General features: G+C 73.7%; 13 protein-coding genes. All 13 read left to right on the forward strand.

Annotated elements, in window-relative coordinates; translation table 11 throughout:
• The first annotated feature begins 175 nt into the window (after positions 1–175).
• The 13 genes from NWP09_RS03680 to NWP09_RS03740 all read left to right on the forward strand — a co-directional run bounded on the left by NWP09_RS03680 (position 176) and on the right by NWP09_RS03740 (position 12,217).
• Positions 176–334, forward strand: coding sequence for a hypothetical protein (locus tag NWP09_RS03680; RefSeq protein ID WP_258274186.1), 159 nt, complete (start codon positions 176–178; stop codon positions 332–334).
• 40 nt (positions 335–374) lie between these two features.
• On the forward strand, positions 375–1,499 hold the full coding sequence (locus NWP09_RS03685; protein WP_258274187.1) for a GuaB3 family IMP dehydrogenase-related protein: 1,125 nt from the start codon (positions 375–377) through the stop codon (positions 1,497–1,499).
• A 39-nt stretch (positions 1,500–1,538) separates the two neighbouring features.
• Positions 1,539–3,323, forward strand: a complete 1,785-nt coding sequence (locus tag NWP09_RS03690) for a glycerol-3-phosphate dehydrogenase/oxidase (protein ID WP_258274188.1) — start codon at positions 1,539–1,541, stop codon at positions 3,321–3,323.
• 96 nt (positions 3,324–3,419) lie between these two features.
• Positions 3,420–4,244: an SURF1 family protein gene (locus NWP09_RS03695; RefSeq protein WP_258274189.1), complete on the forward strand. Its 825-nt coding sequence runs from the start codon at positions 3,420–3,422 to the stop codon at positions 4,242–4,244.
• Between the two features lie 10 nt (positions 4,245–4,254).
• The gene (locus NWP09_RS03700) at positions 4,255–4,785 is read left to right on the forward strand and encodes a DUF3817 domain-containing protein (protein WP_258274190.1); all 531 of its coding nucleotides are present in this window, start codon (positions 4,255–4,257) and stop codon (positions 4,783–4,785) included.
• Positions 4,785–6,356, forward strand: coding sequence for a glutamine-hydrolyzing GMP synthase (gene guaA, locus NWP09_RS03705; RefSeq protein WP_258274191.1), 1,572 nt, complete (start codon positions 4,785–4,787; stop codon positions 6,354–6,356). The genes NWP09_RS03700 and guaA overlap by 1 nt, the downstream gene beginning before the upstream one ends.
• A 9-nt stretch (positions 6,357–6,365) precedes the next feature.
• Positions 6,366–7,070 (forward strand): hypothetical protein, encoded by a 705-nt coding sequence (locus NWP09_RS03710; protein ID WP_258274192.1) that lies wholly within the window; start codon positions 6,366–6,368, stop codon positions 7,068–7,070.
• Between the two features lie 43 nt (positions 7,071–7,113).
• Positions 7,114–7,542, forward strand: a complete 429-nt coding sequence (locus NWP09_RS03715) for a YciI family protein (protein WP_258274193.1) — start codon at positions 7,114–7,116, stop codon at positions 7,540–7,542.
• Positions 7,539–8,825: an RNA polymerase sigma factor gene (locus NWP09_RS03720; protein WP_258274194.1), complete on the forward strand. Its 1,287-nt coding sequence runs from the start codon at positions 7,539–7,541 to the stop codon at positions 8,823–8,825. The genes NWP09_RS03715 and NWP09_RS03720 overlap by 4 nt, the downstream gene beginning before the upstream one ends.
• 58 nt (positions 8,826–8,883) lie before the next feature.
• Entirely contained in the window at positions 8,884–10,176 is a 1,293-nt protein-coding gene (locus NWP09_RS03725) for a SufS family cysteine desulfurase (protein WP_258274195.1), read from the forward strand.
• A complete protein-coding gene (gene sufU / locus NWP09_RS03730) occupies positions 10,173–10,640 on the forward strand; it encodes a Fe-S cluster assembly sulfur transfer protein SufU (RefSeq protein ID WP_258274196.1) in 468 nt (155 codons plus the stop codon). Before NWP09_RS03725 ends, sufU begins: the two co-directional genes overlap by 4 nt.
• Positions 10,641–10,752: 112 nt before the next feature.
• Positions 10,753–11,739, forward strand: a complete 987-nt coding sequence (locus NWP09_RS03735) for a bile acid:sodium symporter family protein (RefSeq protein ID WP_258274197.1) — start codon at positions 10,753–10,755, stop codon at positions 11,737–11,739.
• A gap of 79 nt (positions 11,740–11,818) precedes the next feature.
• Complete coding sequence (locus NWP09_RS03740) at positions 11,819–12,217, forward strand: VOC family protein (protein ID WP_258274198.1); 399 nt, start codon at positions 11,819–11,821, stop codon at positions 12,215–12,217.
• Positions 12,218–12,247: the final 30 nt, after the last annotated feature.

Here is a 12,247-nt window from a genome sequence, read left to right on the forward strand (position 1 = left end):
GCCCTGGGGGCCTGCGCCGTCGGTGCCGAACCCTTCGGCGCCGAACCCGTCGGTGCCGAACCCTTCGGCGCCGAACCCGCCGTCGGACGCCTCCGCGCCCGTGCCGCCCCGTGCATCCGCGCCCATGCCCGAGTCGGCGGATGCGCCGCACACGGCCGCGCGGGTCGCCGCGCGCATGGCGGTCCACGACGTCGACCTCGCGGTCGGCGAGTTCCGGCAGCAGGTGCGCGACGCCGTGCGGGCCGAGCGGGGAGCGCAGATGTCGGCCGCGAAGGCCGAGGCCGTCAGGCGCGAGCTCGAGGCGGCGCTGCTCCGCATCAAGGCCCTCCTCTGACGCTGAGCCCTCCTCGGCGCCGCCGGGATAGGCTGGCGGGGTGACGCAGATCGAGATCGGCCGCAGCAAGCGCGCCCGCATGGGGTACGGCTTCGACGACATCAGCATCGTGCCGTCGCGCCGCACGCGCGACAGCGACCTCGTCTCGCTGCAGTGGCAGATCGACGCGTTCCGCTTCGAGATCCCGGTGCTCGGCGCGCCGACCGACTCGGTCATGAGCCCGGCCACCGCGATCGCGCTCGGCCGCGCGGGCGGGCTCGGGGTGCTCAACCTCGAGGGCGTGTGGACGCGCTACGACGACCCCGAGCCGCTGCTGGCCGAGATCGCGGGCCTGCCCGCCGACCTCGCGACGAGCCGCATGCGCGAGATCTACGCCGAGCCCATCAAGCCCGAGCTCATCCGCGACCGCATCGCGCAGATCCGCGACGCGGGCGTGCCCGTCGCGGGCAGCCTGAGCCCGCAGGCCGTGCAGCAGCACTACGAGGCGGTGCTCGCCGCGGGCGTGGAGCTCATGGTCATCCGCGGCGCGACCGTCTCGGCCGAGCACGTGTCGGCCGATGACGGCGCGCCGCTCAACCTGAAGCAGTTCATCTACGAGCTCGACGTGCCGGTCGTCGTCGGCGGCGTCGTGACGTACACTGCCGCCCTGCACCTCATGCGGACGGGCGCGGCCGGCGTGCTCGTCGGCTTCGGCGGCGGCGCCGCCTCCACGAGCGAGAAGGTGCTCGGCGTCGCCGCGCCCATGGCGACCGCCGTGAGCGACGTCGCCGCGGCCCGCCGCGACTACCTCGACGAGTCGGGCGGCCGCTACGTGCACGTCATCGCCGACGGCTCGCTCGGAACCTCCGGGCAGATCGTCAAGGCGCTCGCGTGCGGCGCCGACGCCGTCATGCTCGGCACCGCGCTCGCGCGGGCGACCGACGCGCCGGGTCGCGGCTGGCACTGGGGCCCCGAGGCGCACAACCAGAAGCTGCCGCGCGGCAACCGCGTGCAGGTCGACCAGGTCGGCCCGCTCGACGTCGTGCTCCACGGCCCGTCGCCGTCGGCGGACGGCACCGCCAACATCATGGGTGCGCTGCGGAAGGCCATGTCGACCACCGGCTACAAGGACCTCAAGGAGTTCCAGCGCATCGATGTGGTGCTGGAGGCGAACCCGCAGCACTGACCGCGCCGCTCCCCCGGGCGACGCACCGAAGGAGGATCCATGTCTGAGACCACCAACAGCGTCAGTCGGTCGAGGAAGCTCGGCCCGGAGGAGCGCGCGGCCGCGCTGCGCTCGATGCGGGAGCGCGAGGTCGACGTGCTCGTCATCGGCGGCGGCATCGTGGGCACGGGCGCGGCGCTCGACGCCGTCACGCGCGGCCTGCGCGTCGGCCTCATCGAGGCGCGCGACTTCGCCTCGGGGACGTCGAGCCGCTCCTCGAAGCTCATCCACGGCGGCATCCGCTACCTCGAGCAGCTGAACTTCGCGCTCGTGCGCGAGGCGCTCATCGAGCGCGGGCTGCTGCTGCAGCGCATCGCGCCGCACCTCGCGAAGCCCGTGCGCTTCCTCTACCCGCTCGAGACGCCCCTCGTCGAGCGCGCCTACATCGGCGCCGGCATGGCCCTCTACGACGTCTTCAGCTACACGGGGTTCATGAAGCCGGGCGTGCCGCTGCACCGGCACCTGTCGAAGAAGCAGGTGCTGAAGAAGATCCCCTCGCTCGACCCGAACGCGTTCGTGGGCGGCCTCACGTACTACGACGCCCAGGTCGACGACGCCCGCTACGTCGCCGAGCTCGCGCGCACCGCATCCTTCTACGGCGCGCACGTCGCGAGCCGCGTGCGCGCGGAGGGCTTCCTGAAGGTGGGGGAGCGGGTCGTCGGCGTGCAGGCGCACGACTACGAGACGGGCGAGCAGTTCGAGATCCGCGCGAAGCAGGTCGTGAACGCCACCGGCGTGTGGACGGGCGAGACGCAGGCGATGGTCGGCGAGCGCGGCGAGTTCAAGGTGCGGGCGTCGAAGGGCGTGCACCTCGTCGTGCCGCGCGACCGCTTCCACTCGGAGATGGGGCTGCTGCTGCGCACGGAGAAGAGCGTGCTCTTCGTCATCCCGTGGGGGCGCCACTGGATCCTCGGCACGACCGACACCGACTGGAACCTCGACAAGGCCCACCCGGCGGCGACCGCGGCCGACATCGACTACATCCTCGACCACGTCAACACGGTGCTCGCGACGAAGCTCACGCGCGCCGACGTCGAGGGCGTCTACGCGGGCCTGCGGCCGCTGCTCGCCGCGGGCGACGGCGCCTCGACCGCCAACCTCTCGCGCGAGCACCACGTCTCGCACACGGTGCCGGGGCTCGTGCTCATCGCGGGCGGCAAGTGGACGACCTACCGCGTGATGGCGAAGGACGCGATCGACGAGGCGGTGAGCGCGATGGACGGCAAGGTGCCCGAGTCGTGCACCGACCAGATCCCGCTGCTCGGCGCGACCGGCTACCGCGCGGCGTGGAACAAGCGCGCGAAGATCGCGCGCGCGTTCGGCATCCACAAGCACCGCGTCGAGCACCTGCTGAACCGCTACGGGGTGCTCACCGACGAGATCCTCGACCTCATCCGCAAGGACCCGTCGCTCATGGAGCCGCTCCCCGGTGCCGACGACTACATCGGCGCCGAGGTGCGCTACGCGTGCACCCACGAGGGCGCGCTCCACCTCGACGACGTGCTCGCGCGGCGCACGCGCATCTCGATCGAGTCGTGGGACCGCGGCGTCGCCGCCGCCCCGGTCGCGGCGCGCATCATGGCGGATGCGCTCGGCTGGGACGACGCGCGGGTCGAGAAGGAGATCAACACCTACAACAAGCGCGTCGCCGCCGAGCTCGCGAGCCAGCAGCTGCCCGACGACGAGGCGGCCGACCGGGCGCGGCTCGAGGCGCCGGAGATCGTGCCGCTCAGCGCGCTCCCGACCGCCGACGCCGTGGGCACCAGGCCGCAGCCCGCGGCCTGACGCGTGCCGCTGCGCCCCGCTCGCCGGGGCGCAGCGGCGCGCGGGCAGCAGCGGAGCGGCGAGGTCCTCCGGGCTCGCCGGTAGACTGGACGCGCCGTGAGCACCCCTCGCCCCACCTTCTCCGACGTCGCCAAGCGACCGCGGTGGATCGGCGTGCTCGTCCTCTGCATCGCCGTCGCCGGCGTGTTCGCGCTCCTCGGCCAGTGGCAGATCGAGCGCGCGGTCGAGCAGGGCCAGCGCGACGACCGCGACACCGAGACGCCCGTGCCGCTCGTCGACGTGGCCGCACCCGGCACCGCGCTCACCTCCGAGGCGGGCGGCCGCATGGTCGCGTTCTCGGGCACGTGGACGGACGACTTCGACACCCTCGCGGGCCGCGACCAGCACGGCGACCAGGGCAGCTGGGTCATCGGTCGCGTGCTCGTCGAGCAGCCCGCGGGCGAGCCGGTCTCGCTCGCCGTCGGGCTGTCGTGGTCGGCCGATGCGGCCGCGGCGGAGCGGATCGCCGAGACCCTGGCGGCGGATGCGACGGGCGGGCTCGTCGGACGGCTCATGCCGACGGAGGCGCCCACGATGGGCGACGTGCGCGGCGACACCCGCGAGGCGATGAGCGTCGCCGAGCTCGTCAACCGGTGGGACGACTACGACGGGCGCGTCTACGGGTCGTACGCGATCCTCGACGAGCCGTCGGCAGCCGCATCCGGCGCCCTCGCCGACGGCGCCGAGCCGATCGTCTCGGTGCGCCCCGTGAGCGACACGCAGCTCAACTGGCTCAACGTGTTCTACGCGATCGAGTGGGTCGCCTTCATGCTCTTCGCCTTCTACCTCTGGTACCGGCTCGTGAAGGACGCGCTCGAGCGCGAGGTCGAGGCGATCGAGGACGCCGAGGCGGCCGCCGCCGCCGGCGCGCCCCGCCGATAGGCTGGTACCCGTGCCCCGCCCCATCGACCAGCTCCCGCAGATCCGCTCCGCGATCCGCTTCTACCGCGTCATGTCGTGGGTCACGGGCGCCTTCCTCCTGCTGCTCGTGACCGAGATGGTGCTGAAGTACTCGCCGACGCACGTCGAGGTGTTCGCGGGCGGCTCGGGCGGCCTGCTCTCGCTCCAGCGCGTCGTGCCGGGCGACGGCTGCCAGTGGTACTCGCTGTTCGTCCCCGGCGGCATGGGCTGCGAGATCGTCTCGCTCGGCGACGGCTTCAACATCTCGCTCGCGATCCTCATCGTGCACGGCTGGATCTACGTCGTGTACCTGCTCGCGAGCTTCCGGCTCTGGAGCCTGCTGCGCTGGCCGTTCGGGCGCCTGCTCGCGATGGCCGCGGGCGGCGTCGTGCCGTTCCTGTCGTTCTTCGTCGAGCGCCGCATGCACGCGATCGCCATCGCCGACGTCGAGCGGCTCGAGGCCGAGCGGGCCGCGAGGTCCGCCGCCGCGCCCACCCCCGCATCCACCACCTCGGAGGCCTGATGTCCGACACCGCCCAGCGCCCCGTGCTCGTCGTCGACTTCGGCGCGCAGTACGCGCAGCTCATCGCCCGGCGCGTGCGCGAGGCCGACGTCTACAGCGAGATCGTGCCGTCGACGATCACGGCCGACGAGGTGCGCGCGAAGGACCCCGCCGCGATCGTGCTCTCGGGCGGCCCGTCGAGCGTCTACGAGGAGGGCGCTCCGCGCCTCGACGAGGGCATCCTCGAGCTCGGGGTGCCGACGTTCGGCATCTGCTACGGCTTCCAGGTGATGGCCGCGCAGCTCGGCGGGAAGGTCGCGCGGACGGGCAACCGCGAGTACGGCTCGACGCGCGTGCAGGTCGACGGCGGCGGCGCGCTCCTGAACGGCCAGCCCGACACGCAGACGGTGTGGATGAGCCACGGCGACTCGGTCGCCGAGGCGCCGCAGGGCTTCACGGTCCTCGCCTCGACCGCCGACACCCCGGTCGCGGCCTTCGAGGACCGCGAGCGGCGGATGGCGGGCGTGCAGTGGCACCCCGAGGTCAAGCACTCCGAGCACGGGCAGCGGGTGCTCTCCTCGTTCCTGCACGAGATCGCGGGCCTCCCCGGCGACTGGCAGACCGGCAACGTCATCGAGGAGCAGGTCGCGCGCATCCGCGAGCAGGTCGGCTCCGACAAGGTGCTGTGCGCGCTCTCGGGCGGCGTCGACTCGGCCGTCGCCGCGGCGCTCGTGCACGAGGCGGTCGGCGACCAGCTCGTGTGCGTCTTCGTCGACCACGGCCTGCTGCGGCAGGACGAGCGCCGCCAGGTCGAGGAGGACTACGTCGCCTCCACGGGCGTCCGGCTCGTGACGGTGGATGCGCGCGAGCGCTTCCTCGCGGCGCTCAAGGGGGTCACCGACCCCGAGGAGAAGCGCAAGATCATCGGGCGCGAGTTCATCCGCGTCTTCGAGCAGGCCGAGCGCGACCTCGCCGCGGAGGCCGCGAGCGAGGGCGAGCCGATCCGCTGGCTCGTGCAGGGCACCCTCTACCCCGACGTCGTCGAGTCGGGCGGCGGCACGGGCGCGGCGAACATCAAGAGCCACCACAACGTCGGCGGGCTCCCCGACGACCTGCAGTTCCAGCTCATCGAGCCGCTGCGCGCGCTGTTCAAGGACGAGGTGCGCGCCATCGGCCGCGAGCTCGGCCTCCCCGAGGCGATCGTCGGCCGCCAGCCCTTCCCGGGGCCGGGCCTCGGCATCCGCATCATCGGCGAGGTCACCGAGGAGCGGCTCGACACCCTGCGGCGCGCGGACGCGATCGCGCGCGCCGAGCTCACGGCTGCGGGCCTCGACGGTGAGATCTGGCAGTGCCCCGTCGTGCTGCTCGCCGACGTCCGCTCGGTGGGCGTGCAGGGCGACGGCCGCACCTACGGGCACCCGATCGTGCTGCGCCCCGTGTCGAGCGAGGACGCCATGACCGCTGACTGGACGCGCCTGCCGTACGACGTGCTCGCGCGCATCTCGAACCGCATCACGAACGAGGTGCCCGAGGTGAACCGGGTCGTGCTCGACGTCACGTCGAAGCCGCCGGGCACCATCGAGTGGGAGTAGCGGCCGCCCATGACCCCGCAGCCGTCGCGTGAGCGCTCCGCCCGGGCGGCGGCGCTGTGGACGCTCGTGCTGGGCTTCGCCGCGAGCGTGCTCGTCGGCCTCTCGCCGACGAGCTGGCTGCAGGGCCGGCTGCGCTACGGCTGCGCGCTCGAGGGCGAGTCCTGGTCGTGCGACGGGAACGCGGCGCTGCTGGCCGCGGGGGTCTCGAGCCTCGTGCTCAGCGCGCTCGCGCTCGGCGCCGTCGCGCTCATCGTGCGCGCGACGTGGGACCGGGCACGGCTGCGGGCCGAGCGCTTCGGCTGGATCGCGCTCATCGCGGTGCTGCCGACGCTCGTCCTGTGCGCCCTCCTGCTCGTCGACGCGGTCGTGCGCGACCCCGCGGGCGTGCCGATCGACGACAGCCGCGTCGCGATGTGGGTCGAGCGCGCGATGCTGCCGGCGCTCGCGACCGCCGTCGCGGGCGTGCTCGCAGGCTCGGGGCTGCGGATGCGCGCCCGCGGTCGACCGCGCAGGGTCGCGTTCGTCACGCTCGCGCTCGCGCTCGCGCTGCTGCTGCTCTCGGCCGCGATGTCGTCGCTCGGCACGCTGCCCACGGGCATCGCGGCCGCCGCGGCGATCGGCGCCGGGTGGTACCTCGCCGCCGGTGCGTGGCCGGCCGGTGCGCATCGATCCGGTGACGATGTCGATCCTGGCGGTTCCCGTTCGACGTCCTGAGTGAGAGGGTCGACACCGGCCCGTGCGAACGAAGGAGTCCACCATGCAGTACATGCTCATCATGCGCTCGAGCGACGAGGCCGTCGCGGCGTACCAGGAGATCCCCTTCGAGGAGGTCATCGAGCGGATGGGCCGCTACAACGAGGCGCTCATGGAGGCGGGCGTCATGATCGGCGGCGAGGGCCTCAGCGACGCGAGCGAGGGCTTCGTGGTCGACTTCAGCGCCGACCCGCCGCTCGTGACCGACGGGCCGTACGGAGAGACGAAGGAGCTCTTCAACGGGTTCTGGATGCTCGACGTGTCCTCGCGCGAGGAGGCGCTGGAGTGGGCCAAGCGCTGCCCCCTCGGCCCGGGCTCGAAGCTCGAGGTGCGCCGCGTGCAGGGCCCCGACGACTTCCCCGCCGACAACGAGTGGATCCAGAAGGAGGAGGGCTGGCGCGAGGAGCAGGCAGCGAGGCGCGCGAGCGCGTGACGAGCGCGGGCGCCACCCCCGAGCGCCGGGCGGAGGAGTCCGCCAGGCGCTCGGTCGCGGCCGTGTGGCGCATCGAGGCGGCCCGCATCGTCGCGACCCTCACGCGGTTCACGGGCGACTTCGCGCTCGCCGAGGACCTCGCGCAGGAGGCGCTCGCCGACGCGCTCGCGCAGTGGCCCGAGCGCGGCGTGCCCCGGAGCCCCGCCGCGTGGCTGACCGCGGTCGCGAAGCGGAAGGCGATCGACCACTGGCGCCGCCGCGAGCGGTACGACGAGCGGATCGCCGCGATCGCGCACGACCTCGAGCACGAGCAGGACGAGGCGGCGGATGCGCTGCCGTGGGATCCCGACGAGATCGACGACGACGTGCTCCGGCTCGTGTTCACCGCGTGCCACCCCGTGCTGAGCCCGCAGGCGCGCGTCGCGCTCACGCTGCGCGTCGTCGCCGGCCTCGAGACGAGGGAGATCGCGCGCGCGTTCCTCGTGCCGGTCGCGACGATCCAGCAGCGCATCGTGCGCGCGAAGCAGGCGCTCGCCGAGGCGGACGTGCCGTTCGAGACCCCCGACCGCGCCGCGCGAGCGGCCCGGCTCGGGGCGGTGCTCGCCACGCTCTACCTCCTCTTCACCGAGGGGCACGCGGCGACCGCCGGCGACGAGTGGATGCGGCCCGACCTCGCGCGCGAGGCGCTGCGGCTCGCCCGCACGCTCGCCGCCCTGCAGCCGGACGAGCCCGAGGTGCACGGGCTGCTCGCGCTCCTCGAGCTCACCGCGGCACGCTTCCCCGCTCGGCTCGACGAGACGGGGGAGCCCGTGCTGCTCGCCGATCAGGACCGGCGCCGCTGGGATCGCGCCGCCATCCGCCGCGGGCGCGCCTCCCTGCGGCGCGCCGAGGCGTTCGGCCGGGGCCTCGGCTCCTACGGCCTCCAGGCGGCCATCGCCGAGTGCCACGCCGTCGCCGCAGACGTCGACTCGACCGATTGGGCCCGCGTCGTCGCCGCGTACGAGGGCCTCGAGCGGATCGCGCCGTCGCCGGTCGTGACCCTCAACCGCGCGGTCGCGGTGTCGATGGCGGAGGGCCCCGAGGCGGCGCTCGCGATCGTGGACGGGCTCGCCGACGCGAAGCCGCTCGCGATCGGGCACCTGCTGCCGTCGGTGCGCGGCGAGCTGCTCGCGCGGCTCGGCCGAGCCGAGGAGGCGCGCGCCGCGTTCGCGCTCGCGGCCGAGCGCACGCAGAACGCGCGCGAGCGCGCGGTGCTGCTCGCCAAGGCCGCTGCACGCGCGTGAGCCGGCCGTGGCCCGAGCCGCATATGGGGGCGACAGGGAGGGCTACTACCCTGGGCAGGTGACGACGACGAGTGCTGAGACGGCCCTGACCGAGGAGCGCATCGAGCGGCTTCGCGCCGACTTCCCGATCCTCGCGGAGCAGCCCGGCGGCGTGCCGCTCGTCTACCTCGACTCCGGCGCGACGAGCCAGCAGCCCCGGCAGGTGCTCGAGGCCGAGTGGGCCTTCCGCACGCAGCGGAACGCCGCTGTGCACCGCGGCGCGCACACGCTCGCGGCGCTCGCGACCGACGACTACGAGCACGCGCGCGAGCGCATCGCGCGGTTCGTCGGGGCGCGCCCCGCAGAGATCTCCTGGGCGATGAACGCGACGGATGCGCTCAACAGCGTCGCGCTGTCGCTCGCGGAGGCGAACCGGGCCGGCGTCGTCGACCCGGCCCTGCGCATCCGCGAGGGCGATGAGATCCTCGTCACGGAGGCCGAGCACCACGCCAACCTGCTGCCGTGGCAGCGCCTCGCGGACGAGACCGGCGCGACGCTGCGCTGGGTCGAGGTCGACGACGACGGCGTCTGGACGGCCGAGCAGGCGCTCGAGCGCATCACCGAGCGCACGCGCGTCGTCGCGGTCGCGCACGTCTCGAACGTCACCGGGCTCATCGCTCCGGTCGAGCGCCTCGTCGAGGCAGCGCATGCCGTGGGCGCGCTCGTCGTGCTCGACGCGTGCCAGTCGGTGCCGCACCGTCCCGTCGACCTCGGCGCGCTCGGCGTCGACGCCGCGGCGTTCTCGAGCCACAAGATGCTCGGACCTGGCGGCGTCGGCGTGCTCTACCTCGCCGAGGCGCTCGGCGCCGCGCTCCCGCCCGCGCGCGTGGGCGGGTCGATGATCACGACGGTCACGATGACCGAGCGGGACTTCCTCCCGGCTCCACAGCGCTTCGAGGCCGGCACGCAGCCGGTCGCCTCGATCGTGGGGCTCGCGGCCGCGGTCGACTACCTCGAGGGGGTCGGCATGCGCGCGGTCGAGCGGCACGAGGTCGCGCTCGGCGAGCGGCTCGCGGCGGGCGCCGCGTCGATCGAGGGCGTGCGCCTCGTCGGACCGCGCCCGGGCGCCGAGCGCGCGGGGCTCGCGAGCGTGATCGTCGACGGCGTGCACGCCCACGACGTGGGCCAGGTGCTCGACGCCGAGGGCATCGCGGCGCGCGTCGGCCACCACTGCGCCCAGCCGCTGCACCGCCGCCTCGGCGTCGCCGCGACGACCCGCGCATCCACCTACCTGACCACGACCGAGGCGGAGGTCGACCGGTTCCTCGACGTCCTCTCGGGCGTCCGCTCCTACTTCGGGGCCGGCCGATGAGCGCCGCGCCGCGCGACCCGCTCGCCGGGCTCTACCAGGAGCTCATCCTCGAGCACGCGAAGCGGCGCTCCGGCGAGGGCGGGCTCGAGCCGTTCGACGCCGAGCGGTTCCTGCGGAACCCCACGTGCGGCGACGAGATCCGGCTGCGCGTGCGGCTCGGGGGAGCGGGCGACGAGGCACGGGTGGATGCGGTCGGCTGGGAGGGGCAGGGATGCTCGATCTCGCAGGCCTCCGCGTCGGTGCTCGCGGAGGAGGTGCCGGGCCTGCCGGTCGCCGACGCGCGCGCCCGCATCGAGGCGCTGCGCGAGCTGCTGCGGTCGCGGGGCGCGGTCGAGCCGGACGAGCAGCTGCTCGGGGACGCGGTCGCGTTCGCGGGCGTCGCGAGGTTCCCGATGCGCGTCAAGTGCGCGATGCTCGCGTGGGTCGCGCTCGAGGAGGCGCTCACCGAGCTCGAGACGCGCTGAGCCGACCGCAGCCGGCCCCAACCGCCGCGGACGGCTGAGGAAGGGTGCGGATCGGCGCGGGTCGGCATGGCGGATGTGGTTCGCTGTCTGACAGCACCATTGGAGGTCAGACATGTCCAGCACCACTGCTCTCGGCGAGCGGGTCGGCCGCCTCGCCGGCACCTGGTTCCCCGCGATCGTCATCGTCGCGGGCGCGCTCGCCATCGCGTTCCCGCCGATCGGCCTGCCGCTCCTGCCGTGGGTCAACACGCTGCTGGGCATCATCATGCTCGGCATGGGCCTCACGCTCCAGCCGGTCGACTTCGCGGTGATCGCCAAGAAGCCGAAGGCCTTCGCGATCGGCGTCGTCGCGCAGTACGTCATCATGCCGCTCACGGCGATCGGCCTCGCGCTCGCCTTCCAGCTGCCGCCCGAGCTGCTCATCGGCGTCGTGCTCGTCGGCTCCGCGCCCGGCGGCACGTCGTCCAACGTCATGGTCTACCTCGCGAAGGGCGACACCGCGCTCTCGGTCGCGATGACCACCGCCTCGACGCTGCTGGCCCCGGTGCTGACGCCGCTGCTCGTGCTGTGGCTCGCGGGCTCCTACCTGCCGGTCGACGCGTGGGCGCTGTTCCAGTCGATCATCTTCATCGTGCTGATCCCGGTGGTCGTGGGCGTCGTGCTGCGCCTGCTGCTGCCGAAGGTCGTGCAGGCCGTGCTGCCGTGGCTGCCCGTCGTCTCGGTCGTGGGCATCACGCTCGTCGTGGTGGCCGTCGTCGCCGGCTCGGCCGCGACCATCCTCACCGTCGGCCTGCTCGTCGCGCTCGTCGTCATCCTCCACAACGGCGTCGGCTACGGCCTCGGCTTCCTCGCTGCGAAGGCGGTCGGGCTCGACACCTCCGCGCAGCGAGCGGTCGCGATCGAGGTGGGCATGCAGAACTCCGGCCTCGCCGCTGGCCTCGCGCGCACGCACTTCTCGCCCGAGTCCGCCCTCCCGGCCGCCATCTTCTCCGTGTGGCACAACGTCTCCGGCTCCCTGCTCGCCTCCTTCTGGTCGCGCCGCCCGCCGAAGGACGCCGCACCCGCCGCGGCGGTGGAGGAGCAGCCCGTCGCGAGCTGACCGGCAGCCCGCACGTGCCCCGTCGCCCCTCGTGGGCGGCGGGGCGTACGCTTTCGGGCACCGACCGAGAGGGGCTGCGATGGGGCTGCGCTGGTATTCGAACGTGATCGAGTCGACCGACCCGCGGAGGCTCGGCGCCTGGTGGCGCGACGCGCTCGACTGGGAGGTCATCTACGACACCGACGACGAGGTCGTGGTCATCCCGAAGTGGGCGGAGGAGATCGGCGCGAAGCTGACCTTCCACCAGTTCCCGCCGGGGCTCGTGTTCGTGCGCGTCGACCACGAGAAGGCGACGAAGAACCGCATCCACATGGACCTCGCCCCGCACACGAGCGACGATCGCGACGCCGAGATCGCCCGGCTCGAGGCGCTCGGGGCGCGGCGCATCGACGTCGGCCAGGGGCCGGACGTCTCCTGGACGGTGCTCGCCGACATCGACGGCAACGAGTTCTGCGTGCTCTCGAGCCGCGAGGAGTAGCCGGCACGACGAAGGCCCCGGCTGCTGCCG

This window comes from Agrococcus sp. HG114 (genome assembly GCF_024723325.1).
Taxonomy (GTDB): Bacteria; Actinomycetota; Actinomycetes; order Actinomycetales; family Microbacteriaceae; genus Agrococcus.

Bases quoted from the DNA above. Each gene is read 5' to 3' on its own strand.
- sufU (WP_258274196.1), top strand. From the start codon at position 10,173: ATGAGCGCCGCGCCGCGCGACCCGCTCGCCGGGCTCTACCAGGAGCTC.
- NWP09_RS03715 (WP_258274193.1), top strand. From the start codon at position 7,114: ATGCAGTACATGCTCATCATGCGCTCGAGCGACGAGGCCGTCGCGGCG.
- NWP09_RS03680 (WP_258274186.1), top strand. From the start codon at position 176: ATGGCGGTCCACGACGTCGACCTCGCGGTCGGCGAGTTCCGGCAGCAG.
- guaA (WP_258274191.1), top strand. From the start codon at position 4,785: ATGTCCGACACCGCCCAGCGCCCCGTGCTCGTCGTCGACTTCGGCGCG.
- NWP09_RS03690 (WP_258274188.1), top strand. From the start codon at position 1,539: ATGTCTGAGACCACCAACAGCGTCAGTCGGTCGAGGAAGCTCGGCCCG.
- NWP09_RS03735 (WP_258274197.1), top strand. From the start codon at position 10,753: ATGTCCAGCACCACTGCTCTCGGCGAGCGGGTCGGCCGCCTCGCCGGC.
- NWP09_RS03740 (WP_258274198.1), top strand. From the start codon at position 11,819: ATGGGGCTGCGCTGGTATTCGAACGTGATCGAGTCGACCGACCCGCGG.
- NWP09_RS03710 (WP_258274192.1), top strand. From the start codon at position 6,366: ATGACCCCGCAGCCGTCGCGTGAGCGCTCCGCCCGGGCGGCGGCGCTG.